The following is a 24,039-nucleotide window of genomic DNA, read 5'->3' on the forward strand; positions in this document are numbered from 1 at the left end:
GTCGAATGTTGTTGTACGACACGCTGGTCGACGCGATGCGGCGGCACCCGGAGACCCCGGTCGGCACCGGGGCGCGCACCTTCGGCGAGCTGCTGGACGAGCACGCGGCCAAGCGGCGGATACTGGACGCGGAATTCCCCGGCGGCGGCGCGCGAATGCTGCTCGCCGCGCGGAACTATCCCGGTTACATCTCGACCCTGCTCGCGATCCTGGGGCACGGCTCGCTGCCCGTCCTGGCCGACCCCGCCCTGTCCGCCCCCACGATCGACACCCTGACCCGGGATTGCGGAATCGATGCGCTGATCACCGAGACCTCCGGCGACGCCGCGCTCGATGAGCGAACCGGGCTGCACCGCACCGGATTTGCGGGTCCGGCGCCCGCCACCGCGCCCGGCACCGAACTCTGCCGGCTCACCTCCGGGTCGACTCGGACACCGGCCTGCATCGAATTCTCGGCCGAGGCGGTGCTGAACGCCGCGACCGGCTGGGCCGCCGCCGTCGAACTCACCCCGCGCGATCGGACGCTGTGCTTCGCGGGCGTCTACAACGGCTTGGCGTTCAACACGACGCTGATCCCGAGCCTGCTCACCGGCTCGGAACTGGTGCTACCCGGCACGCTGCCGACCGGCGGGTCCATGCTGCGGCACATCGCCGCGTCCCGGCCGAGCATCCTGGTCGCCTTCCCCGCCGCCTACGAACGACTGGCCGCCTACCCGGTCCGCGACGAGGAAACCCGCGCGGCGCTCGCGGCGATCCGATTGCGGCTGTCCTCGGCCGCGACGCTGCCCGATGCGGTTGCCGCGCGTATGGAGGAACTGTCGGGGCCGGTATGCGACTACTACGGCCTCGCCGAAACCGGCCCGGTCACCGTCGATCTCGTGCCGCAGCGGGGAACCCACGGCAGGCCGCTGCCCGGGGTGCTGGTGCGGATGAAGCCCCGCCCGGCGGACGGTCTGCCGGTGCTGCACGTCCGCACGGCGTCCATGGGCACCCGATATCTGAACTACCCGGGCGAATTCGAACGGGCGATCGCGGCGGACGGCAGCTACATCTCCGCCGATACCGGTGTCTTCACCGCGGGGCGGTTGCGGCTGACCGGCCGGTCCCGGCCCGGCCTCGAGATCGGGGGGCGCAAGTTCACCCTCGAATCGGTCGCCGACCCGATTCGCGCGTATCCGGGCGTCGCCGATTGCCACGTCACGCAACTCACCACACCCAGCGGCCGCGCGTGCGTGGGCGCGCTGGTGGCCGCCGATCCCGCCGTCGAGATCGCCGCCCTGAAAACCCATCTGCGCGAGCGCCTGGCCGACTACCAGGTGCCCGAGGTGATCGTCGTGGTCCCCGAACTGCCGCGCGGCAGCACCGGAAAGGTGCGTGCGGCCGAAGCGCTCGCCCTGCTCACCGCCGTCTTCCGATCCGCCGAGGAGGTCTCCTGATGACCACTGTCAGTCTCGCCGAAACCACCCGTGCCGTAGCCGAATTGGTGGCCACCGCCACCGACGGCACCCTGGACGCCGCGACCGCAGGGCGTTCGGAACACACCTTCGCCGAGGCGGGGATGACCTCGCTGTCGTTCCTGCGCCTGGTCGACGCCCTGGAGATCACCTACGGCATCGAGATCGACCTGGAGCACGATCTGGCCTCGATGCGGACCGTGGCGCTGATCGTCGAGTACCTGCGGGCCCAGGGGATCGAGTGACACTCGACAGCATCGGCATCGTCGGCGTGACCGGGCGCCTGGGGTCGGCGATCCGGCAGGCGTGTGCGGACAGCGGTGTCCCCGTGGTCGCCACCGCCCGCACCACGGGATGGCGGCCGCGCACCGGCACACCGGCCGTCCTGATCGACGCCAGCCATCCCAGCGCCCTGACCGGCACGCTCGAATTCTGCCGCGCGCACCGGTGCGCCCTGCTCTATTGCGTATCCGATCCCGCGCCCGCCGATCTCGAACGGCTGCACGCGCTGGGTGCCGGCGCGCCGGTCGCGCTCATCCCGAATCTCAGCCCACTGCAATGGATTCAGACTCGATCGGCGCAGCTCGCCGGCCGCCTCGCCGCCGCACTGGACCTGACCGCCGAGATCACCGTGATCGACCGGCACACCGCCGCCAAGCGCGACGCGCCCTCGGCGACGGCCCGCCGGCTGGCGGGCGTGCTGCCCGAATCGGCGCAGGTGGTTTCCGAACGCTTCGGCGTGCGGGTCTGCGACCACCGGGTGCTGTTCGCCACGGGCGGCGAGAGCCTCGAACTCACCCACGCGGTGCGCGATCTGGAGTCGGCCGCCCGCGCGGCGCTGCGGCTGGCCGCCCGGCTGGCCGGCTCGGCGCCGGGCTTCTACACCGCCGACCAGCTCTACACCCGAATGACCGAACCGGACCGAGGAGAGTGAGGATCATGCCGGGGCCGTCCCCGCTCGTCGTCCAAGCCTGCGTCGGCGCCCGCGCACTGTCCGCGGGCGGGCACGACGATTTCAACCAGGGCCAGATCTCCTGCCGCCGGCCGGGCGCCGCGGAATTCGCGATCAAGGGGGCGCTCACCGGGTTCGACGAGGTGACCCCGGGCGACTTCGTCGCCGCCGGGGTCGACCCGGCGGCCCTGGTGGACGCCAAGGCGCCGCCGGAGCTACCGCTGCACCAGGCCATCTACGCCGCCCGGCCCGAGATCGGCGGCATCGTGCACTCGCACGCGCCGGCCGGGCTGGTCTTCGGCGCGCTCGACGCCGAACTCGAGCCGCTGAGCCACGAGGGCGCGCTGCTGGCCGGGGCGGTGCACCGGTTCCGGGACACCAGCAACACCGTGCTGAGCATCGAGGTGGGCGCCGCGATAGCGCGCTGTCTCGGCGACGGCGTCGCGGTCTTCCTCGTCAACCACGGCAGCGTGATCGCCGGTCGCAGCGTGCGCCACGCCGTGGTCTTCGCGCTCATGCTGGAGCGCGCCTGCCGGTTGCAACTCGACGCGCTCGCCGCCGGTCGCCCCTACGCGGTGTCCAGCGCGCTCGACGTCGCCGCCAAGCGCGACTACATCTTCGCCGATCTGTCGGTGCGCTCGTACTGGGAGCACACCCGCCGCCGGGTCCAGCGGACCCACCCCGAACTCGAAAGCTGGACTTGACATGGGTTCCATCGCGATCTCGCCGATGGCCTGGACCGACCTGATCGATCCGGTCGCGCGCCCCATCGCGGGCATCGAGCCGCTGACCGGCCCGATCGCCGCCGCGGCGGTGTGCCTGGAGCGGATGATCGGACGCGGCGGTGACACGCAGGCCCGGCGCGTGCCCTCGGCGGGCGCGACCTACCCCTACGAAATCCTGCTCACCGCAGGCGGTTCCGGCGCGCTGGCGGTGGTCGACCCGGCGCGCAGACAGGTCGTGGTCCGGGCGGCGGACGACTTCCCGCTCGCGGCCGGGGAGTACCACTGCCTGCTCGTGGGGCGGCCGTGGTTGTCGATGCGCAAGTACGGGCCGCGCGGCTACCTCTATCATCTGCTCGACTGCGGCCACGCGGTGTTCAATCTCGCGCTGCTGAGCGCCGATGACGCCGGCGCGCAATCGGTTACCGCCCCGGAACTCGATCTGCCGCGTGACGCGATACTCGGCGATGTGCTCGCTGCCGGGCGCGTCCCGCTGTCGGAGCCACCGCCGGACGGCGCGGGGGACTGGCGGCTGGTCCGCGTGGACGACGGCCGGATCCAAGCCGGGCGCACCGCGTTCGAGAAATGGGCCGATCGCATCAGCCCGGCCGGACCCGAGGACGTGGTCCGGTTCGACCGGGTGCGCACCGTGCCGCGGCATGCCCGCGACGCCGTCGGCAGCCGCCGGTCGGCGGCGGCGTTCGTGCCGGGCGTGGCGGCTGAAGTGTTGAACGCTGTTGTCGCGGAGGCGATTACCGACGCGCACAGCGTCCTCGCGCAGCTGGGTCTGCGCTGGCCGGGCGTGCGTGTCCTGAGCCGATCCGGCATCGGCGCGAACCTGCCGGACGGCGATCTGCTCACCGGACTGGGCGGGCAGGAGCAGTTGCTCGGCGCCGACGCCTTTCTCGTCCTCAGCGCGCCGCGTGGCGCGGACCAGACGATCGACGGGCCACGGCAATCACTGCTGATCGCCGCCGGGGTCGTCGGCCAGGCCGTCTACCTGAGCGCCACCAGGCACGGCGTGGCCGTCACCGGCATCGGCGGCATCGAGCCGGAGTTCTGGAATCGCGCCCTGGAGCCGGGGCGGCAAGCCCTGTACCTGCTCGGGCTGGGCCGCGCGGTCGACGGAACCAAGCGCGACGCGCTGTATCCGGGCGCACACGGATGACATCGACCAACGATTGTGGAGGCACACGGAGATGACCATCGAACCGATCGCCCCGGCCCGCCGGGTGCCGCGCGCCACCCGGCGGCAAGCCGCGCGGGTGCTGGCGGCGGCCTTCGCCGACGACCCGGTGTGGGTGGAGCTGAAACCACGCCGCGCCGCGCGCGCGGACCGGGCGCTGCACTGGATCTTCCGGTGCGAGATCGCCCTCGCGGTACTCCTGCGCGGCTATCTGGCCCTGACCTACGACGAGCGGCACGAGGTGTCCGCCGTCGCCATGGTCTACCGGCGCTCCGCGCGCGGATTCCCCTGGTGGACAGCGCTGTTGCGGATCCCGGTCATGGTGTTGCTCGGCTGGTCGCGCACGGTCCAGTCGGCCCGGATGGCGCTGGCGGCCGAGGCGAGCCAGCCGGCGAGCCCGCACCTCTACGCCTATTACGCTGGCTCGGTCACCCTCGGCGGCGGGGCCGTACTGGTCCGGCGACTGATGAAAATGGCCACCCGCGAGCAGCTTCCGCTCTACGGCGAGGCGAAGTCCCCGCAGATGCTGGAGATGCTGCGGATCCTGCGCTGGCAGATCGCCGAGCCGGTGGACATCGGATACGGCCGCACCGTCACTCCGGCCCGCTGGACGCCCCCGGGCCGGTGACGGGCCGGTTCAGATCAGCGCCTTCTGCTTGCGAATCTTGCGCTGGACGTCGCGCATCATCGACTTGGTGCCGGCGAAGCGGATGAACCTCGGGATGAACCGGTTCACGAAACCCACGAACAGGAAGAGGTTTTCGAAGCGGCGCTGATCGGCGGCCGACCACTCCACCCCCATCTGGTCGCGGAAATGCTGCGGCAGGAAACCGACCGTCAGGAAGTTCAGCAGGTTCGCGAAGACCAGCCGCAGCGGGAAGGCCACCATCCGCAGGTGCAGCAGATCGCTGACGTAGGCGCGGAAGTCGTCGTCGATGACCACGTGGCGGCAGGCCTCGAGCCAGTAGACGTCGAAATCGGCCCGGGTCGCCGGCCACATGTCCGGATGCACCTGCAAGGTGGTGCCGAAGGTTTCCGCGCCCTGATAGAAGGCTTCGCGTTCCTCGGGGCTCATCTTGCCGTTGATCAGCTGGTGGGAGTCCTCGAAGCCGATGTAGATCGAGGCCGCCACATACAGTTGCAGCTCGCGGTCGAAGGCGTTGTACTTCACCTTGGAGTCCGGCCGGGACCGCACCTGCCGATGCGCGACATCGACGGCCGCGCGGAATTCCGCCTTCTCCTCGGGCGTGCCCAGAATCGCGACCGCGAGATAGGACGACGTGGTGCGCAACCGCTTCCACGGATGCACCATCAGCGCGCCGGACTCGACGGTGCTCTCCATCACCCCGGCGGCCACCCCCGGATGCGAGAACTGCATGGCCACGTTGGCCGCGGCCCCGGCGAACATCCAGAAGTCCAGCGAGTCCGCCAGCTTCGCCGGCCGTTTGCGCGGCGAGCGATAGGTGTCGGGGATCGGGATGCGCACCTGCTCGAGGGTCAGCGGCGGCAGGATCTCCGGCTCGTACCGCTCCGATGTCGTGGTCATACGCGTCCTCTCTCGATACGGCCGGGGCCGTGCCGCCTCTCGAACCAATATGTTACTGAACATTCTTAACGATTGCACTAGGTTGATCTGCGCTTGCCGGTGTCACAGACTTAGTTGAACCAGAAGGTGAAACGATGTAAGTTATCGCTCGTTCAAAGGGGATGCGAGGTGATCGCGGTGGTTTCGGCCGGTGAGGAATGGCTGCATCGGCTGGTCGACGACCTGCTGGAGCAGTCCCGGCTCGCGCGGCTGGTCGAGTACGTGTGCGACCGCATCGTGGCAGATGTTCCGGAGATCGGCGCGAGCGACCTGCGGGCCGCGCTCGCCGCGGCGACCACGGAGCTGGGGCGAGTCATGCTGCCCGGCCTGCGCACCGGCCGGACACCGGTCGAACTGCCCGGCGCCGCACACGAGTTCACCGAACTGCTGGTGCGCGGCGGCGCCGATCTGACCGTGCTGCTGCGCGTCTGCCGCTCGGGCCAGCACGCCGTGCACGCCGCGCTGAGTGAGCAGATCGGGCGCTCGAACCTGGACGACGCCGAAGCGCGTCTGCTGATCCTGCGCGTCGTCACCTACGTCACGGAGTGGGCGGGGACCGCGACCGAAATCCTCAGCGTCAGGTTCCTGGCCGAACGGAACCCGGAACCACCCGGGCTGCGCGCGCACCGCCGGGAGACCGTGCGGGCGATCCTCGCCGGGGCGTTCGACGACCTCGGCACCGCCGAAACCCGGTTGGGCTACGCGCTGGACGGCTTTCACACCGCGCTGGTGCTGTGGGTCGACACCGCGCAGGTCGAGCCCGGCCGGCTCGAACAGGACGCGCGCCGGCTGGGCGCGGCGGTGACCGCGCGGGGCGTGCTCACGCTGGAGCGTGGTGCGCGCACCGTGTGGGCCTGGATCCGCACGCCCCACCGATTCGACCTCGCCGCACCGGGTTCGGGGGCGATCACGCCCGGTGTCCGCGTCGCCGCCGGGCTGCCGCGCGTCGGCGTCGACGGTTTCCGGCGCAGCCACGGAGAGGCGCTGGCGGCCCAGCGCATCGCCCGCCTGACCGCCGACCGCCGCCCGGTGACCGGATTCGCCGACATCGAACTGGAGCACCTGATCGGCCACGACGCCGCGGCGCTGCGCTCGTTCACCGATCGCACGCTCGGTGCGCTGGCCGAATCCGGCGCCACCCGGTTGCGCGAGACCCTCGGCGTCTATCTGCGCGAGCAGTGCGGCATCGAAGCCACCGCGCGCACCCTCGGCGTGCACCGCAACACCGTGCGCTACCGCCTGGATCAGATCGAGCAGCTGCTCGGACACGATATCGGCGGGCGGCGGCTGGAACTCGAAGTCGCCCTGCGCTGTTCGCGGACCTTCGCCGGTGCGCCCGACCGGTGGGCCGCGGAACCGCGGGACTGAGCGCCTGGTCAGTCGGCGATCCAGGATCCGTGGATGCCGCCCGGAACACGGCGCGGCAGTCGCACGGCGGCAACGGGTTCCGCGCCGAGGTCGCGGGCATCGAGGATCAGCAGTTCGGAGCCGGAGTCGTCGCCGACCAGCGTGAGCAGGTAGCCGTCGTCCTCGGCGGTGGCGCCCGCGGCGGGGACGAAGACGGCTTCGCCGGGGATGCGGCCCGCGCCCGTGCGAGCGAGCCGGCGAGCGCCGGTGGCGTTGTCGTACTTGACGATCCCGACCCCGTCGTGGCCGGACCCCGGGAAGGCGACGGCGTAGCTGTAGCGGTTGGGCCGGCCCAGATAGTCGTCGTTGATCGTCGGGAAATCGGTGACCAGGTCGTCGAGCAGCTCCTCGCGGGCGCGGGAACGACCGGGCTCGAGGACGTAGCGGGACTGCACCGCGCCGCCGTTCGGGCTCACCGGGTACCCGGGTGCGCCGATCCACCACTTCCACGAGGTCTCCCAGGCCGCGCGGTCGTAGCGCGGGCCCTCCACCACGACGCGGCCCGCGGCGTCCTCGTAGGTGTTGGAAACATGCAGCAGGGCACCGGGTTCCACGTCGTACCAGGTCACCGGCCCGGTGCCGGAGCACGGCAGCAGGCCGATGCGCGGGGTGTAGGTCTCGCTCCAGCGGTAGGGGATGCCGGAGGTCTCGGCCGGATCGAAGACCACCGACATGTCCAGCCACACCACGTGATTCGCGGTCAGGCCGAAATCGTGCATGAGCGCGGGCCCCGCGCCCTCGACCACGCGCTGGTGCCGGATCTCGCCCGCGGCGTCGGCGACGTAGTAGACGAGATGCGGCTCGACGGGGGAGTAGGCGAAGAAGTGCAGTTCCCCGGTGACCGGATCCTGCTTGGGATGCGCGGTCATCGCGGTGGTGAGTTTGCCGCCGAAGTCGTAGGGCCCGACGGTCGCGAGTTCGGCGGTCATCTCGAACGGCAGGTTGGCCTCCTGCAGGGCCAGGATGCGCCCCGCGTGCTCGATGATGTGCGTGCCCGCGACGCTGGCGGTCAGATCGACGCCGCCGTCCGGGCGGACGTAGGGTGCGCCGTCCAGTGCGGGCGTGCGCACCCAGCGGTTGCGGTACCACTCGGCCCGGCCCGCGCGCAGCCGCAGGCCGTGCACCATGCCCGCCCCTTTGAACCAGTGCGTGGGAACATCGCCGGGCCGCGGATTGTGCCCGTTACGGAAGTAGCGGCCGTTGAGTTCGGCCGGGATGGTGCCGCGCACGGTCAGGTCGTGCGCGGTGGCCTCGTCGGCGACGGGTGCGTAGTGGCCGGTCAGGTAGGGCTTGGACAGCACGGGAGACTCCCTCGGGTCGGGGTGGATCAGCGGGGGTCGGCGACGAGCACGACTTTGCCGGTGACGGAATGGGATTCGGCGGTGGCGAGGGCCTGCGCGGCCTGCGAGAGCGGGAACCGCGCGCCGATCTTCGCGGTGAGCTCGCCACGCGCGGCGAGCGCGAGCACCGCGCCGAGATCGGCGGCGAGCCGGGCCCGGAAGCGCGGGAGGCGCCGCTTGCCGGCCCAGATGTTGTAGAAGTGCGTCCGGCGGCGGTTGGGCAGCGCGTTCCAGAGCAGCAGCCGGCCGATCAGCAGCAGCACCGGCAGCCGGGAATTGCCCGACTCGTCCTTGGTGGCGGCGGTGCCGTAGGCGACCAGGGTGCCGCCGGGCGCGAGCAGCCCGAACGAGTCGACGATGCCGGGCCCGCCGACGTGGTCGAAGACGGCGTCGACGCCGCCGGGCGCGAGCGCGCGCACCTGCGCGACGATGTCGCCCCGGTAGTCGACCGGCTCGGCGCCCAGCGCCCGCACCTGATCGGCGTTGCGGGCCGAGGCCGTCCCGATGACCCGCGCGCCCGCCAGCCGCGCCAGCTGCACCAGGGTGGATCCGACGCCGCCGTTCGCGCCGTGCACCAGCACGGTCTGCCCGGCGCGCACGCCCGCCCGGCGGTGCAGCATCTGCCAGGCCGTGATCCCGTTCACCACAAAGGTTTCCGCCGCCACCGGATCCAGTCCGGCGGGCACCGGCACCAGATCCGCCACTGCCAGCAGCACGTGACTGCTCCAGCCGCCGATCTTGGTCAGCGCCGCGACCCGGGTGCCGATCAGCGCCGGGTCGGTGTCGGGCCCGACCGCCTCGACGGTGCCGACGAGGTCGTAGCCCGGCACGAACGGGTAGGGCGGCTGGTCGAAGTACTTGCCCCGGCGCATCTGCTGCTCGGCGAAGGAGACACCGGTGGCCGCCACGCGCACCAGGGCCTGGCCGTGGGTGGGGGCGGGCAGTTCGCGGTGCGTGACGAGCAGGCCGTCGGGCTCGACTCGGCCGGGCAGGACGATCTCCAGAGCGGTGGTGGTCGACATGGTCGCGTTCCTTTCGTAGTGAGTGACTGGTCAATCACTCCATGGGTCGAAGAAAAGCCCCGGGAGCGGGGCTCGATAAAGGTCTGATTCAGGGTTTCACGTGCCGGATCCCTGCGGAAAGAGTTGTGGCCCAAGGCTGTTGGTTGTCATCGAGATCGAGGGCGGTGACCAGGTGGCAGAGCTGGCCGAAGGCCATGAACCGCTGCACGTCGGCGTCGGCCGCGCCCGAGCGCGACTTGGCGTACTCGGTGACCCGGCCCAGGCCGCGGCGCATGGCCTCGGCGATCTCCGGGACATCGGCGGCGGACAGGGCGTGCACCTGCAAGGTGAGCAGGCTCTTGTTCGCGATGAGTTCCGCGTACGCGCCGCCCATTTCGTAGAGGACGCGCTCGGGATCGCCCTCCCCGGCCCGGCCTGCGCCGGTGGCCAGCGACCGCTGGACGAGGTCGAAACACCGATCCAGCGCGGCCACGAACAGCTCCACCTTGCTGGGGTAGAGCTTGAAGACGTAGGCGGTGGAGATGCCCGCGCTCGTGGCCACCGTGCTGATCGGCGTGCCGTGGAAGCCGGTCTTGGCGAACTCCGCGACCGCCGCGTCGACGACCGCTTCGCGGCGGGCGTCGGAGGTGGAGAGGGTGGCTCGGTTCGTCATGTGAGTGACTGTACACTCACTCTTTGGAATCGCGCAATGACCGCCATGTTCGGGCAGGTCAGCTGGATATCGACGTGCTGGTGCGTTCGGCCGCACCGACGATATTGCGCACCATGCCGCCGAAGATCAGCGCGTGGAACGGCGAGATCGCCTTCCAGTACAGATGGCCCGCGAGCCCGTGCGGTTCGAACAGCGCACGCTGGTGATACCGGGTCACACCCGCCGGATCGGTGCTGACCGAGAGCTCCAGCCAGGCTCGCCCCGGCACCTTCATCTCGGCGCGCAGGCGCAGCAGCCGCGGCCGGTCCAGGTACTCCACCCGCCACCAGTCCAGCGCCTCGCCCTCGCGCAGCCGGTGCGGGTCGCGGCGGCCGCGCCGCAGCCCCGCGCCCCCGGCCAGCCGGTCCATCCATCCGCGCACCGACCAGGCCAGCGGGAAGGAGTACCAGCCGTTCTCGCCGCCGATCGCCTCCAGCACCGACCACAGCGTCGCCGGGTCCGCGCTCGTTTCCTGCTCGCGCACATCGGAATACAGCGAACCGCCGGCCCAGTCCGGGTCGGTGGGCATCGGATCCGACGGCGCGCCCGCCGAACTGGCGTCCGACCACCGGGTGGGAATGTCCACGTCGCGAATCCGCTGCAACGCCAGCTCGACCGCCCGGCGGTACGGGGTGAGCCCGGCCGGCGGATCCGGAATGTGCTCGGCGATCCGGTGATCCGCGCAGACCACGTCGTTGATCAGGGATTCCATCAGCGGCACCGCGATGGCCTTCGGCACCGGCGTCACCAGGTTCACCCACTGCGCCGACAGCCACGGCGTCAGCACCGGAACGGGGATGATCACCCGGCGCGGCAAGCCGGCCACCGCCGCGTAGCCGCGCATCATGCGCAGGAAGGTCAGCACGTCGGGGCCGCCGATGTCGAAGGCGCCGTCCACCTCGTCCGGCAGTCCGGCGGCCTGCACCAGGTAGTACAGGACATCGCGCACCGCGATCGGCTGGATGCGATTGCGCACCCAGCGCGGGGTCACCATGACCGGCAGGCGCTCGGTCAGATAGCGCAGCATCTCGAAGCTGGCCGAACCGGATCCGATGATCACCGCCGCCCGCAGGACGGCCGCGGGCGTGCGTGCCTCGAGCAGGATCTCGCCGACTTCGGCCCGCGAGGCCAGGTGGCGCGAGAGCGTCTGGTCGTCGGGCGTGATGCCGCCCAGATAGATCATGCGCCGCAACCCGGCGGCGTCGGCCGCCGCGGCGACGATCCGCGCCGCATCGCGGTCCACGGTGTCGAAGTCGGCGCGGGTCAGCGAGTGTACGAGGTAGTACAGGACCTCCTGGCCGTCCAGCGCGGCCCGCACGTCCTCGGGGCGGGTGACATCGCCGGCCACCACCTCGACCCGATCGTGCCAGGGCGCATCGCGCAGCTTGCGCGGATCGCGCGCCAGGACGCGCACGGAATGACCCGCGCTCAGCAGCTCCGGTACCAGCCGGCCACCGATGTATCCGGTGGCTCCGAACACGACGCAGCGCATACGGCTCACCTCTCCTGTTCGACGATAGTCGCTTCCGCGACCGGACACTCCGCCCGGGTAGGGGTGGCTCGGCGCGGCGTAAGAGGCACAATCGAGACATGCCCGCTGCTCCACCGCCCAGATCCGACGCCGCCGGCTACCCGGTTCGCGCGGTAGCCGAGCGGCTGGGCGTCCCGACCGCCACCCTGCGCAGCTGGACCAGGCGCTACCGCATCGGCCCGCAGCCCGAGCGGCCCGGCCGGCACCGGCTCTACACCGAAGCCGACATCGCGGTGCTCACCCGGATGGTGGACCTGATCCGGGCCGGGGCCTCGCCCGCCGGCGCCGCCGCGGTCGCGCGCGGTCCGGTGCTGCCGCTGGGCGACAAGGCCGCGCTGCTGACCGCGGCCTTCGCGCTGGAGAGCTGGTCGGTGTGCGCGCTGCTGGAGCGGCACCTGCGCGACCACGGCGTAGTCGAGACGTGGGATCGGCTGTGCCGCCCCGCTTTCGCCGACATCGTCGCGCGCCAGCTCGGCGGTGAAGGCTGTGTCGATGTCGAGCATCTGCTGTCCTGGTGCATCAGCGCCGCCCTGCATCGGGCCGCGCCGCCGCCCAGCAGCCCGCCCATCCCGCTGGTGCTCGCCTGCACCAGCGGCGAGACGCATTCGCTGCCGCTGGAGGTGCTGCGCGCCGCGCTGGCCGAGCGCGGCGTCGGCGCGCACATGCTCGGCCCGGATGTCCCGGCCACGGCCCTGCGCGACACCCTCGACCGCCTGCCCGCTCCCGCCGCGGTGCTGCTGTGGTCCCAGCAGGAGGCCACGGCGCTGACCTCCGCGCTGCGCGAGTGCGCGGCGGCGGAGGCGGCCGTCTACGTCGGCGGTCCGGGCTGGGACAGTCTGATCCTGCCCACGACGGTCACCCGGGTCGCCGGGCTCGCCGAGGCGGTGGAGTTGCTCGGCTGAGCCGATCAGACCGTGCACAGGGGCACGATCCGTTCGTCGCCGCCGGTGGTCGGCGAGGTCAGCAGCAGGCACGGGTCCACGCCCGCCGCGTCGATCGCGGCGCGAATATCGTTCCACTGCCCGGCATCCGGCGCGGGTGTGCGCGAGAGCACAAAACCGGCCGTGCGCTCCGGATTGACCACCAGCGCCCACCGGTAGTCCGGATCGAGGGCCGTGACAACGTAATTGGTGCGCGGCTCGGCCTCGCCGCGGAAGCTGACCGCGAGCTGGGCCTGGCTGACCGGATCGGTGACCTTGGCCACGCCGGTGATCTCGTTGCGGCCACCGGTCCAGGTCGAGCACGAATTGCGCACGGTGATATCGCCGTTCGGGTTCAGGCTGTAATTCGCGCTGGTGTCGCGCGCACACACCAGGTTGAACGGCTGCGGAATCGCCGCCAGCTGCTGCCAGGTGCCCAGGTACCGGTCCACCTCCAGCCGGGGCACGGGCGTGACCGGGTCGGCCGCGGCGTGGGCGGGGGCGACCATGGCGCCGAGCGCGACGGCCAGGACGGCGTAGGCCGTCCGCTGGATGCGAGTGCTGTTCATCGTTCCTCCGAATTCGGTGAGCCGATCGACGCGGACGGCATACCCGGCAAACCGCCCTTGAAACGATGCGCTAACGATGCATCGCTACATGCCGCGGAACTCCACGATCGGCGGCGGATACACCGACGCGGGCACCTCGGCCCGCCAGGGCCGGTGGATGTCGCCGCCGGGCAGGTCCGCGAGCTCGGGCAGCCAGCGCCGCGCGTAGGCGCCGTCGGGGTCGAAACGGTCGGCCTGGCGCAGCGGATTGAGCACCCGGCTCGACCGCGTGTCGGTGCCCGTGCCCGCGATCCACTGCCAGTTCATCCGGTTGTTGGCGAGATCGCCGTCGACCAGCCAGTGCTCGAAATGCGCTGCCCCCAGGCGCCAGTCCACCTCCAGGGTCTTGCTCAGGAAACTGCTCACCACCAAGCGTGCCCGGCCGGGCATCCAGCCCTGCGCCTGCAACTGGCGCATGGCCGCGTCGACCACCGGGTAGCCGGTGCGGCCCTCCTGCCAGGCTTTCAGGCCCTCGGGCTGTTTCAGCCAGGTCCGGCGCTCGGGCCGGTAATCGCGGGTGGCGGACTCGGGGCGGTCGGCCAGCACCTGGTGATAGAAATCCCGCCAGGCGACCTGGCGGGCGAAGGCGTAGCCGCCGGTGGTCGCGGTATCGGTGCGGAAGACCACCTCGGCGGCGGACAGGCAGCCGAAATGCAGATAGGGCGACAGCCGCGAGGTGCCCTCGACGTCGAGCTTGTCATTGTCTTCGGCGTAGCCCTCGACGCCGTCGGAGAGCCAGTGCGCCAGCAGTTTCCGCCCGGTGGTCTCGCCGCCGACCGCCAGCTCGGGCGAGCCGGGGTCATCGGTGAGGTCGGCGAGAGCGGGCAGTGACTCGCTCGCGACATCGGGCACCGGGAACTTGTCCGGCACGGGCAGCGGGCGGCGCATCGGCGTCTCGATCCAGCGCCGGAAGTACGGGGAGAACACCGCGTAGTGGCCGCGGCCGGTGTCCGGCTTCATCTCGGCCGGATCGATGGCGGTGATCGAGGCCGGGTGCGTCCGCAGCCGGCAGTCCAGCTCCGAAAGGCGTTCGGACAGCTCGCTTTCCCGAGTCCGGCTGTATTTGCTGACGTCCTCGGCGATGTGCACCGTCTGCGCGCCGACCTCGGCCGCCAGTTCGGCGACCGCGTCCACGGTGTGGCCGCGCCGCAGGATCAGGCGGGCGCCTCGGTCGCGCAGTTCCTCGTCGAGTTCGGCCAGTGCGGCGAGCAGGAACCGTAGCCGGTTCGGCGCGTGGCCGGTGCGGCCCATGATCTCGTCGTCGAGGACGAACAGGGGAAGTACCTCGTCGGCTTCCCGAACGGCGGCGGTCAGTGCGGGGTTGTCACGCAGACGCAGGTCACGGGTGAACAGCGCGATGGCGGTCGACATAGCGTCAGCATACGCGTGCATCGATGCATAAACGATGCACGGGCCCCGGCGTTTCGGGTCCGTCGCCGGGCAGCGCTATACCCAATCCCGGTCTCTGAGATGCACTGGGGCGGCGTCGATTTCAGCACTATACGGCGTCAGTTCCATAAATTAGCATCGCTCACTATGTTCGGCATTCGGGAGTTCCTCCACACAGTTGTCCGCTGCCTCGACACCGAGTTGAGCCTGGCTCGGTTGCGGCGCAAGCAATCCCTCGAAGACGTGGTGGCGGGACGTACGGTGCTGATCACCGGCGCCTCCTCGGGCATCGGCCGCGCCACCGCCCTGCGCATGGGCGGAGCGGGCGCCACCGTCGCGCTGGTCGCGCGCCGGGAGGAGGAACTGCGCTCGGTCGCCGCCGAGGTCGAGGCGCTGGGCGGCAAGCCGCACGTATACCCCTGCGACCTCACCGATTTCGCGGCCCTCGACGCGATGGCCGCCCAGGTCATCTCCGATCACGGCGGGGTCGACGTCCTGATCAACAACGCCGGCAGATCCATTCGCCGAAGACTCGACGAGTCCTACGACCGGTTCCACGACTACGACCGCACCATGCAGTTGAACTATCTGGCGCCCGTGCGATTAATGCTCGCCGTAGTGCCCGGCATGCGGGAACGCCGGTTCGGCTCGATCGTCAACGTGCTCTCGATCGCGAATCTGGCCGGTGCGCCCGGTTACGCGGCCTACACCGCCTCCAAGGCCGCCCTGGACGCGCTCTGCGTCAACCTCCAGGTCGAGGCCCGCCCGGACAACGTGCGCTTCACCTCGGTGTTCATGCCGATGGTGCGCACAGCCATGATCGCCCCGAACGACATCTACAAGGACGCACGAGCCCTGACCCCCGACCAGGCGGCCAAGGCCATCGCCGGCGCCGTCATCGACCGCCCCCGCCGCGTCGCCCCGATTCTGGGCCGGGTCACCGCCATCCTCGATCACCTCATCCCGGAAAAACTGGACGGCATCCGCTCCAAGTTCTTCCGGAAAGGTCTGTAGCCCCGGACTTTCCGCCGCCTCAGGCGACGCGGGTCAGGCGGGCGCGGGTGCCGGTGGCGCGGGTCAGGAGGCGGGCGAGGGCGGCAGTGACGTGGTGCGGCTGCTCCATGATCACCGAGTGGCCCGCGCCCTCCAGCAGGACCAGATCGGCGTAGTCGACGCCGTTGGCCATGGCGACCGAATGCGCGGGCGGGGTCATCAGATCGGCCGAGCCGCAGAGGATCAGGGTCGGGATCCGGGACAGCAGGGGCAGGGCGTCGGTGCGGTCGAAGGTCATGAAGGCGCTCAGGAAGCTCGCCATCGTCACGATGGGGGTCTGGTTGTGCATCGCGTTGGCCAGGGTGAGCACGCGCGGGCTGACCTTGCGGTTGCCGAACTCGGCGGTGCGGATGACCGGCGCGAAAACCTTGGCGGCCAGCAGTTTCACGTGCCGCATCAGGGTGGGCGCCACCCGAACGGCGGTCTGGAACGCGGAGACGGCCGGGTTGCGGAGCAGACGGCCGAACCCTGCGTCGGCCAGTCCGCTCGCCGCGGTCGCGATGAGCGCGACACCCGCGACGCGGGTCCCGATCTGGTGCGGGTGCCGGGCCGCGTAACTCAGCACGGTCATGCCGCCCATGGAATGGCCGACCAGGATGACCGGGCCGGCGGGGGCGACGGCGTCGAGCACCTCGGCCAGGTCGTCGCCGAGTCGCTCGAGGTGGTAGGTCTGGCGCGCGGCGATGCCGGAGGCGCCGTGACCGCGATGGTCGTAGCAGACGACCCGGGCGCCGGGGTACTGCCGCAGCAGCGCGTCGCGGACATCGGTCCACGATTCGCTGCGCAGGCAATGCCCGTGCAGCAGAACGACGGTGAGCGCGGCGTCGCGCGGCCCGTACTCGCGCACCGCCAGCAGCACACCGTCGCTGGTCGGCACCCGGCGCTGCACCGGGGTGGCGAGGGTGACGGTGCTCGGCATGGGATGCTCCGGTTTCGCTGGAAGGTCCCTCAACCATCCGCCGTCCGCGCCCCCGCTCCCAGGGCCCCGAGTGCTGGGAGCGGCACCCCGGAGGTGGCGCGGATCGCCACCAAGGTGGCGCGGTCAGGCCGCCAGCTCGGCCACCCGCGCGTGCGCCGCGGCGAGCGAACTGCTCAGCCGATCGCCGCCGAACTCGTCGTTGCCGACATAGACGAACTGCAGGTCGTCGATCCCGATGAACCCGAACACCGTGCGCAGGTACGGTTCCACCTGGTTCATCGCGGTCAGCGGCCCGTCGGCCTGATAGCCGCTGTCGCCGGTGGAGACGATGACGAACGCGCGCTTGCCCGGCGGCAGCAGCGGCGCGTAGGGATCGGCGGCCTCGGGATCGAAGGAGAAGGTACGCCCGACCCGGACGATCTGATCGATGTAGGCCTTGAGCATGGCCGGAATCCCGAAGTTGTACATGGGAACACCGAGCACCAGGACGTCGGCCCCGAGCAGTTCGTCGACCAGGCCGTCGCTCACCGCCAAGTCCGCGCGCATCCGCGGCGTCCGCTGATCGGGCGCGGTGAACGCGGCCGCGATCCAATCCTCGGTGACGTGCGGCGGCGGCTGCGTGCCCAGGTCGCGGCGCGCCACGGTCACCTCGGCGTGCTGCCGCACCCAGCGGGTGACGAAATCGTCTGTGAGGCTGCGGGTGTGCGAGCGCGCGGCGCGTGGGCTGGCATCGAGATGAAGCAACGTGGTCATACCGGAAAGCGTGCCGCAGCCGCACACAGCGCGTAAGAACGCACAATTCTGTGACTCGGTACCATTTTTGACACCATGACTCGACGCAAAGACGACCTGCACCTGGACTGCCCGATCGAGGTCACCCTCGACGTGATCGGCGGCAAATGGAAGGGCATGGTGCTCTACCAGCTGATGGAGGGCACCGCCCGTTTCAACGAACTGCGCCGCGTCATCCCCGGCGCCACCCAGCGCATGCTGACGCTGCAACTGCGCGAACTCGAGAGCGACGGTGTGATCACCCGCACGGTCTATCCGGAGGTGCCGCCGCGGGTCGAATACGAGCTGACTCCGTTCGGCCGCAGCCTGGGCCCGCTGCTGGAGCTGATGGAGTCCTGGGGGGAACGCTATCTCGTGGAGGTGCGCGATCAGATCCGCGAAGCGGGCTGAACCGCTTCGGTTCTGAGCGCGTCCACGGCGGTGCGGGCGGCGCGCGCCATCGCCAGGTCGACGTCGATGCGCCGCGAGCCCAGTTCGTCGGTGCGGGCGAAGATCGCCAGCGCGTAGCGTCCGCCGTCGGGGTACTCGACCACACCGGCCTCCATGTGCAGGCCGGGCAGCGTGCCGGTTTTCGAGGCCACCCGCACGTCGTCGGGGAAGCCCGCGGCGATCCGGGTCCAGAACATCTGGTGCCGCAACAGGTCTCGCGCGGCGGCGCACGCGGCCGGAGTGCCCGCGGCGTCGCGCCAGATCAGCCCGAGCAGGCGGGTGATCTCCCGGGCGGTGCTCGAGGTGGTGTGCTCGGGCTGGAAGACCCGCATCCCCGCCACCTGAGCGCTGGTCAGCGTCGGATAGATCGCCGCGAACTCGCCGCCGTCGCGGGCGCCCACGTCGGCGAGCATGGATTCGAGCAGCTGGCGGGGGCCGCCGATCACGCGGGTGCGGTCCAGTCCGAGTTCGGCGGCCAGCAGCGCCGGGGTGTCCCCGCCGATCCGGTGCAGCAGCAGATCCGCGGCGGTGTTGTCGCTGACCGACATCGCGAAGTACGCCAGGTCGCGCAGCGACAGCTCCACATCGTCGGCGCAGCCCGCCGTGCCCCACCCGCCCAGGCGGTCCGCGGCCCGGATCAGCACCCGCTCGGTCGGATCGACCTGCCCGGCGTCCACCTGCCGGCAGAACTCCAGCACCAGCAGGATCTTGAAGATCGAGGCGATCACCACCTGCTCGTCGGCGCCGAGCGCGACCTCGCGGCCGTCGGCCAGGTCGACCGCGTGCAGGGTGCCCCGCACCGGGACCGCGTCGAAGATCTGCTGAATGTGCTCGGCTGCCACCCGCCCACGATAACCGGCACCCATACGCGATCGAATATCGTGGACCCGGTGGACCTGGCCCGGCATCTGCACTACTTCCTCACCGTCGCCGGTGAACTCCATTTCGGCCGGGCCGCGGAGACCCTCGGCATCGCGCAACCGCCGCTGAGCCAATCGATCCAGCGCCTGGAACGCGACCTCGGCGTCCAGCTGTTCGACCGTTCGCGCCGCACCATCGCGCTCACGGCGGCCGGGGAGCTGCTGGTCGAGGAGGCGCGAGCGCTGCTGGCCGCCGAACAGCGGCTGCGGACCGTCATGCGCAAGGCGGGGGAGGGCGATCTCGGCGCGCTGCGCGTCGGCGTGCTGTCGGAAACGCCCGCACCCACCTTGCAGGCGCTGCTGCGCCTGCTCGCCGAGCAGGCGCCCGCCTTGAGCGTCGATCTGCAGGAACTGACCACCGCGGAACAACTCCGGCTGCTCGCCACCGCCGACCTCGACGTGGGACTGGTGCTGCAACCGGTCGACGCTCCCGACCTGGTGTGCGGGCCGGTCGCGAGCGTGCCCCTGGGTGTGGTGCTGCCGCGCACCTCCGCCCTGGCCCGCCTGCCCGAGGTGGGTATGGCCGACCTGGCCGGCCACGAGCTGATCCTGCCGCCGCGCGCCACCGCCCCCGGCTGGCACGACCACGTTCTCGAGGTGTGCCGGACCGGTGGTTTCGTGCCGTCGCGAATCCGGCACGCCCGCAATCCCGAATTCGCGCTCGGCCTGGTGCTGGCCGGAAGTGGGGTGGCGTTTCTGCCCGAGGCGCTGGCCCGGCGCGAACCGCGAGCCGCGTGGCGGCCGCTCACCGATCGCCCGCTGGCGCACCGGGTCGCCGCCGTGTGGGCGGGCGGCGCGGTGCACCCGGCGGTGCCGCGATTCGCGCGGGCCGCGGCGGCGGTCATCGCGGGCGAGGACCAGCCCACTTCGCTGAGCACGCCTGGCGCACACCAGCCCTGGTCGGTGGTCTACGCCCGCAACCCGGTCGATCCGCTGCGATAGTGCCTTCGGTCAGCGCAGCGCGGCCACAGCTTCTTTCGTCGCCGCGGCGACCAGCGCGTTGTCCAGCTCCGCCTCCGCCTGCGCGTGGGTGGACAGCACCGCGATCACGATCGGCGCGCCGCCACCGGCCGGCCAGGTGACGGCCACGTCGTTGGCCGAGCCGTAGGCGTTGGAGGTGCCGGTCTTGTCGCCGGTGGTCCAGTCCGCGGGCAGGCCCGCCCGGATGCGGCTGCCGCCGGTGGTGCTGGCCTTCAGCCACGCCACCAGCTGCTCGCGTTCCGGGGCCGGCAGCGCGTCGCCGAGGGTCAGCGCCTGGTAGTCGCGCGCGATCGCGGCGGGTGTCGTGGTGTCGCGCTCGTCGCCGGGGACGGCGGAGTTGAGTTCGGGCTCCCAGCGATCCAGCCGGGACACCTGATCGCCGATGCCGCGCAGGAAGTCGGTGACGGCCTGCGGCCCGCCGAGCAGTTTCAGGATCTCGTTGGCGGCGGCGTTGTCGCTGTAGGCGATCGCGGCGTCGCACAGGGCGCGGACGGTCATGCCCTCGGCCACGTGCTTGCCGGTCACCGCCGAGCCCTCGGCCTTGGTCACGTCGGCCTCGGTGTAGCGGATGACCTGATCCCAGTATCCGCCGGCCAGGGGATGGGCTTTCAGCAGCGCGGCGCAGGCGAGCGTCTTGAAGGTGGACAGCATGGCGAATCGCTCCTCGGAGCGGTGGCCGGCGGTCTTGCCGGAGCCCGTGTCGATGGCGAACACGCCGAGCCGGGCCTGGTGCTGGGCCTCGAGCCCGGCCAGCGGGGCAGTCGCCGGTGCGGCGGACGGGGTGGGGGTGACCTGGGCCGCCGACTCGGTCCCGCAGGCGACCGCCAGGGGGAGCAGCGCCGCGAACAGCACCGCGAACTTCTTGTTCTTGATCATGCCGAAACGACAACACGCGAGCGGCACGCCTGTCCAAGACCAATCCGGGTGTCGGCCGATATCCGGATGCCTATCACCCCAGCGTGCGGTACCCGGCGAAATATCGGGCCGGGGCCGCGGCGTTGCACACTCGTATGCCCTTCGCACTCTCGATCCTCGATCTGGCGACCGTCTCCCGCGGCCAAACCGCCCGCGACAGCTTCCACAACAGCGTCGCCCTGGCACAGGCCGCGGAACGCAGCGGCTACCGGCGCGTCTGGTACGCCGAGCACCACAACATGCGCTCCATCGCCTCCAGCGCGACGAGCGTGCTGATCGGCTATGTCGCCGCCCACACCGAGAAGATCCGGCTCGGCGCCGGCGGCATCATGCTGCCCAACCATTCGCCCCTGGTGATCGCCGAGCAGTTCGGCACCCTGGAATCGCTGTTCCCCGGCCGGATCGACCTCGGGCTGGGCCGCGCGCCCGGCAGCGACCAGAAGACCATGTACGCGCTGCGCCGCGACCCGGCCACCGCCGAGAACTTCCCGCGTGACGTGCTCGAGCTCCAGGGCTACCTCACCGGCGACACCCGCGTAGCCGGTGTGCAGGCCGTACCGCGCGCGGAAACCGTTGTCCCGCTCTACATTCTGGGCTCCTCGCTGTTCGGCGCCCAGCTCGCCGCGCACCTCGGCCTGCCCTACGCCTTCGCCTCGCACTTCGCCCCGGACGCCCTGCACGAGGCCGTCGCGGTCTACCGCGAAGGTTTCAAGCCCTCCGAGCAACTCGCCGAGCCCTACGTGATGGCCGGCATCAACGTCTTCGCCGCCGACGACCACGCCGCCGCCGTCGACCAGAAGACCGTCGCCTACCGCGCCCGAGCCCGCGCCATGATCGCCCGCGGACCCGCCGCCGGTGACTTCAGCGACGCCGAGATCGACGCCTTCCTCGCCTCCCCCAACGGCAGCCAGCTCGCCGGCATGACCCGCTACACCGCCGTCGGCACCCCCGACGAGGTCCGCACCTACCTCGAGGATTTCGCCGCCTCCATCGCCGCCGACGAACTGATCACCACCCACCACGCCCAGGACGCCGAGGACCGAGTGCGTTCGGTCGAGCTGACCGGCCAGATCATGGCGGCGCAGCCGGCCCAGCCGTAACCGCCACTGGCCGGAGTTGCTCGGCCCCAGCAGCAACTGGGCCACCGGCAGCGCTCGGCCCGGTCGGCACCCGGGTTGCCGACCGGCTCCGAACTCGTCCGTGCCTGGCCGCGCGCTGCGAACCCCTCGTGCGACCAGCCTCCGGAACGGTCAGGCCGCCCGTGCCACCGGCCCGCCCCGTTCGGGCAACTCCAGCCGAGAACCCTGGAACCGCTGCCGCATTCGGCGATCGTGGGTGACGATCACCACCGCGCCCGGATAGTCGAGCAGGGCCTGCTCCAGCTCTTCCACCAGCGCGGGCGAGAGATGGTTGGTCGGTTCGTCGAGCAGCAACACCTCGCTGGGCTCGGTCACCAGCCGAGCGACCTCCACCCGGCGGCGCTGCCCATAGGACAACTCGCCCATGCGCTTCCCGAGATCGCGCGGGTGGAACAACCCCAGCGCCAGCAGGTTCTCCGCGTGCTCGTCCGCGTACCCGGCCCGCCCAGCCGAAAACGCCTGCAACAGCGTGGTATCGGCGGCCCACCGGCCAGCATGCTGCCGCAGCAGCCCCACCCGCCCCCGCACCCGCACCGACCCCGCGTCAGGCCGAATTTCCCCGGCCAGCACCCCCAGCAGCGTGCTCTTCCCCGCACCATTCGCCCCGGTGACCAGCAACCGCTCCCCAACACCCAGCCGCAGCCCCGCCAACCGGAGCCGCTGTGCGACAACGATGTCGGCCAACTCCGCCACCGGATCCGGTCGGACTCCGGTGCCGGGCAGCTCCGCAGCTCCCGCCAGTCGCGTCCCACTGCCCGTATCGGGCGATCCTGTCGGCTCTGGTCGCGTCCTACCGTCGGGTCCGGGCGACTCTGCTGCCGGCATCGGTCGCGCGCCGCCGCAGATGCTGGTCGACTCCGCCACCGGCTCCGGTCGCACCCCACTCTCGTTGCCCGACAGCGACTCCGGCGCTCCCGCACCACTGGCAATCGCGACCTCGAAGCGCAGTGGCTCCGCGGGTGGTGCGATCGGGTCGGCGGTCAGGCGGGCGACTCGCTCCTTGGCGTTGCGGATGCGCGACATCGCGCCGTGGTCGCGGCCGCGGGCGCGGAAGGGGCCCGCGGCGAAGACCGCGAGGGGGAGTTTGCGCGGGATGGCTTCCAGGCGTCGCACATTCGATTCGGCGAGGCGCTGGTTGCGGGCCAGTTCGGCCTTCCATTCCGTGTACTGCTGCTGCCTGCGCTGGCGCTCGGCGGCTTTGGCGCGCAGGTAGCCGGTGTAGCCGTCGCCGTGGCGGGTGGCGGCGCCCGCGTCGAGTTCGAGGATCGTGGAGGTGACGCGTTCCAGGAAGACTCGGTCGTGGGTGACCGCGACGATGGTGCCGCGGTGGTCGCGCAGGCGGCGTTCCAGCCAGGCGACGGCCTGATCGTCTAGGTCGTTGGTCGGCTCGTCCAGCAGCAGCAGCTCCGGTTCGGCCGCCAGTGTGGCGGCGAGCGCGAGCCGGGACCGCTGACCGCCGGAAAGCGTTGCCACCGGGCGGTTTCGGTCCAGGCGGGGGAGACCGAGACCGGCCAGTGCGGCGTCGACGCGGCTGTCGGCCGCGTACCCGCCGCGCGCCTCGAACCGCGCCGACAGTTCGGCGTAGGCGTCGAGGCGCGCCGCCAGCGTTCCGGGTTCGCCCAGTTCCCCTTCCGCGCGGCGCAGTTCCCGTTCCAGCGCCCGGATATCGGCCAGGATCAGGTCGATGACGTCGGCGACCGTCGCCGACGCCGGGAACTCCAGGGCCTGCGGCAGGTAACCGATGCCGCCGGGCGCGACCACGACGATCTCGCCGTGGTCGGGACGCGCCTGCCCGGCCATGAGTTTCAGCAGGGTGGATTTTCCGGACCCGTTCTCGCCGATGACGCCGACGGTCTCCCCGGGGCGCACGGTGAGCGAAACATTCTCCAGCACAGCGCGTTCCGGGTATCGCACGGTGACGTCGGTGAGGGTGAGTTGACTGGCGGTAAGCATGAAAAGCCTCCTGTCCCGGCCGAATGGGCCGGGTGGCGTAGGGGATCGCACAGCACGGCCTTACACAGCCGGAGATTGTGCGGAAGGGCGCGGAGCGGGAGCTCTACGCGCCGGACGCGATCAGGAGAAAA

The 24,039-nt window shown here is 71.1% G+C and carries 24 protein-coding genes; 12 read left to right on the forward strand and 12 right to left on the reverse strand.

Annotated elements, in window-relative coordinates:
- The first annotated feature begins 5 nt into the window (after window positions 1-5).
- Genes AB0I43_RS17060 through AB0I43_RS17085 form a run of 6 tightly spaced genes read left to right on the forward strand, consistent with a single transcriptional unit; the run spans window position 6 to window position 4,942 of the window.
- Complete coding sequence (locus AB0I43_RS17060) at window positions 6-1,436, forward strand: class I adenylate-forming enzyme family protein (protein ID WP_356978435.1); 1,431 nt, start codon at window positions 6-8, stop codon at window positions 1,434-1,436.
- Window positions 1,436-1,699 (forward strand): acyl carrier protein, encoded by a 264-nt coding sequence (locus AB0I43_RS17065; RefSeq protein ID WP_356978433.1) that lies wholly within the window; start codon window positions 1,436-1,438, stop codon window positions 1,697-1,699. The genes AB0I43_RS17060 and AB0I43_RS17065 overlap by 1 nt, the downstream gene beginning before the upstream one ends.
- Entirely contained in the window at window positions 1,696-2,388 is a 693-nt protein-coding gene (locus AB0I43_RS17070) for a dihydrodipicolinate reductase C-terminal domain-containing protein (RefSeq protein ID WP_356978431.1), read from the forward strand. Before AB0I43_RS17065 ends, AB0I43_RS17070 begins: the two co-directional genes overlap by 4 nt.
- Window positions 2,389-2,393: 5 nt before the next feature.
- On the forward strand, window positions 2,394-3,110 hold the full coding sequence (locus AB0I43_RS17075; protein ID WP_356978429.1) for a class II aldolase/adducin family protein: 717 nt from the start codon (window positions 2,394-2,396) through the stop codon (window positions 3,108-3,110).
- 1 nt (window position 3,111) lies between these two features.
- The gene (locus AB0I43_RS17080; RefSeq protein WP_356978427.1) at window positions 3,112-4,296 is read left to right on the forward strand and encodes a hypothetical protein; all 1,185 of its coding nucleotides are present in this window, start codon (window positions 3,112-3,114) and stop codon (window positions 4,294-4,296) included.
- A 31-nt stretch (window positions 4,297-4,327) separates the two neighbouring features.
- On the forward strand, window positions 4,328-4,942 hold the full coding sequence (locus AB0I43_RS17085) for a hypothetical protein (protein ID WP_356978425.1): 615 nt from the start codon (window positions 4,328-4,330) through the stop codon (window positions 4,940-4,942).
- Between the two features lie 9 nt (window positions 4,943-4,951).
- Here AB0I43_RS17085 and AB0I43_RS17090 read toward each other — a convergent pair whose 3' ends face one another.
- On the reverse strand, window positions 4,952-5,860 hold the full coding sequence (locus AB0I43_RS17090; RefSeq protein ID WP_356978423.1) for an oxygenase MpaB family protein: 909 nt from the start codon (window positions 5,858-5,860) through the stop codon (window positions 4,952-4,954).
- Window positions 5,861-6,028: 168 nt separating this feature from the next.
- Between AB0I43_RS17090 and AB0I43_RS17095 the strand changes: the two genes are divergently transcribed.
- Entirely contained in the window at window positions 6,029-7,267 is a 1,239-nt protein-coding gene (locus AB0I43_RS17095; RefSeq protein WP_356978421.1) for a helix-turn-helix domain-containing protein, read from the forward strand.
- An 8-nt stretch (window positions 7,268-7,275) separates the two neighbouring features.
- Here the strand turns inward: AB0I43_RS17095 and AB0I43_RS17100 are convergent, their stop codons facing one another.
- The 4 genes from AB0I43_RS17100 to AB0I43_RS17115 form a co-directional block, all read right to left on the reverse strand.
- Window positions 7,276-8,607, reverse strand: a complete 1,332-nt coding sequence (locus tag AB0I43_RS17100) for a carotenoid oxygenase family protein (protein WP_356978419.1) — start codon at window positions 8,605-8,607, stop codon at window positions 7,276-7,278.
- A gap of 26 nt (window positions 8,608-8,633) precedes the next feature.
- Entirely contained in the window at window positions 8,634-9,668 is a 1,035-nt protein-coding gene (locus AB0I43_RS17105; protein WP_356978417.1) for a medium chain dehydrogenase/reductase family protein, read from the reverse strand.
- Between the two features lie 88 nt (window positions 9,669-9,756).
- Window positions 9,757-10,320, reverse strand: coding sequence for a TetR/AcrR family transcriptional regulator (locus tag AB0I43_RS17110; RefSeq protein ID WP_356978415.1), 564 nt, complete (start codon window positions 10,318-10,320; stop codon window positions 9,757-9,759).
- A gap of 58 nt (window positions 10,321-10,378) precedes the next feature.
- On the reverse strand, window positions 10,379-11,851 hold the full coding sequence (locus tag AB0I43_RS17115; protein WP_356978413.1) for an SDR family oxidoreductase: 1,473 nt from the start codon (window positions 11,849-11,851) through the stop codon (window positions 10,379-10,381).
- 98 nt (window positions 11,852-11,949) lie between these two features.
- Between AB0I43_RS17115 and AB0I43_RS17120 the strand changes: the two genes are divergently transcribed.
- Complete coding sequence (locus AB0I43_RS17120; protein ID WP_356978412.1) at window positions 11,950-12,792, forward strand: MerR family transcriptional regulator; 843 nt, start codon at window positions 11,950-11,952, stop codon at window positions 12,790-12,792.
- A 5-nt stretch (window positions 12,793-12,797) separates the two neighbouring features.
- On the opposite strand, the gene AB0I43_RS17125 is transcribed toward AB0I43_RS17120, so the two are convergent.
- Window positions 12,798-13,379: a lipocalin family protein gene (locus tag AB0I43_RS17125; RefSeq protein ID WP_356978410.1), complete on the reverse strand. Its 582-nt coding sequence runs from the start codon at window positions 13,377-13,379 to the stop codon at window positions 12,798-12,800.
- Window positions 13,380-13,463: 84 nt separating this feature from the next.
- Complete coding sequence (locus tag AB0I43_RS17130; RefSeq protein ID WP_356978409.1) at window positions 13,464-14,789, reverse strand: deoxyribodipyrimidine photo-lyase; 1,326 nt, start codon at window positions 14,787-14,789, stop codon at window positions 13,464-13,466.
- Window positions 14,790-14,954: 165 nt separating this feature from the next.
- Between AB0I43_RS17130 and AB0I43_RS17135 the strand changes: the two genes are divergently transcribed.
- Entirely contained in the window at window positions 14,955-15,821 is an 867-nt protein-coding gene (locus tag AB0I43_RS17135) for an SDR family NAD(P)-dependent oxidoreductase (protein ID WP_356978407.1), read from the forward strand.
- 19 nt (window positions 15,822-15,840) lie between these two features.
- On the opposite strand, the gene AB0I43_RS17140 is transcribed toward AB0I43_RS17135, so the two are convergent.
- Together AB0I43_RS17140 and AB0I43_RS17145 are read right to left on the reverse strand one after the other, a co-directional pair.
- The gene (locus AB0I43_RS17140; RefSeq protein ID WP_356978405.1) at window positions 15,841-16,779 is read right to left on the reverse strand and encodes an alpha/beta hydrolase; all 939 of its coding nucleotides are present in this window, start codon (window positions 16,777-16,779) and stop codon (window positions 15,841-15,843) included.
- Between the two features lie 123 nt (window positions 16,780-16,902).
- On the reverse strand, window positions 16,903-17,532 hold the full coding sequence (locus tag AB0I43_RS17145; protein ID WP_356978403.1) for an NAD(P)H-dependent oxidoreductase: 630 nt from the start codon (window positions 17,530-17,532) through the stop codon (window positions 16,903-16,905).
- A gap of 75 nt (window positions 17,533-17,607) precedes the next feature.
- Here AB0I43_RS17145 and AB0I43_RS17150 point away from each other — a divergent pair, with 75 nt between their 5' ends.
- Window positions 17,608-17,961, forward strand: a complete 354-nt coding sequence (locus AB0I43_RS17150; RefSeq protein WP_356978401.1) for a helix-turn-helix domain-containing protein — start codon at window positions 17,608-17,610, stop codon at window positions 17,959-17,961.
- On the opposite strand, the gene AB0I43_RS17155 is transcribed toward AB0I43_RS17150, so the two are convergent.
- Window positions 17,940-18,842, reverse strand: coding sequence for a serine hydrolase (locus AB0I43_RS17155; protein WP_356978399.1), 903 nt, complete (start codon window positions 18,840-18,842; stop codon window positions 17,940-17,942). The two genes, AB0I43_RS17150 and AB0I43_RS17155, sit on opposite strands and share 22 nt — an antisense overlap.
- Window positions 18,843-18,890: 48 nt before the next feature.
- On the opposite strand from AB0I43_RS17155, the gene AB0I43_RS17160 reads away from it, so the two are divergent.
- On the forward strand, window positions 18,891-19,862 hold the full coding sequence (locus AB0I43_RS17160; protein WP_356978397.1) for a LysR substrate-binding domain-containing protein: 972 nt from the start codon (window positions 18,891-18,893) through the stop codon (window positions 19,860-19,862).
- Window positions 19,863-19,871: 9 nt separating this feature from the next.
- On the opposite strand, the gene bla is transcribed toward AB0I43_RS17160, so the two are convergent.
- Window positions 19,872-20,777 carry a class A beta-lactamase gene (bla, locus tag AB0I43_RS17165; RefSeq protein ID WP_356978395.1) on the reverse strand — a complete coding sequence of 302 codons (906 nt, stop codon included), beginning with the start codon at window positions 20,775-20,777 and terminating at the stop codon, window positions 19,872-19,874.
- Window positions 20,778-20,911: 134 nt separating this feature from the next.
- Here bla and AB0I43_RS17170 point away from each other — a divergent pair, with 134 nt between their 5' ends.
- Window positions 20,912-21,916, forward strand: a complete 1,005-nt coding sequence (locus AB0I43_RS17170) for an LLM class flavin-dependent oxidoreductase (RefSeq protein WP_356978393.1) — start codon at window positions 20,912-20,914, stop codon at window positions 21,914-21,916.
- Between the two features lie 150 nt (window positions 21,917-22,066).
- Here the strand turns inward: AB0I43_RS17170 and AB0I43_RS17175 are convergent, their stop codons facing one another.
- Complete coding sequence (locus AB0I43_RS17175; RefSeq protein WP_356978391.1) at window positions 22,067-23,908, reverse strand: ABC-F family ATP-binding cassette domain-containing protein; 1,842 nt, start codon at window positions 23,906-23,908, stop codon at window positions 22,067-22,069.
- Window positions 23,909-24,039 lie beyond the last annotated feature (131 nt).

It is taken from the genome of Nocardia sp. NPDC050435 (assembly GCF_040655395.1).
Taxonomy (GTDB): Bacteria; Actinomycetota; Actinomycetes; order Mycobacteriales; family Mycobacteriaceae; genus Nocardia.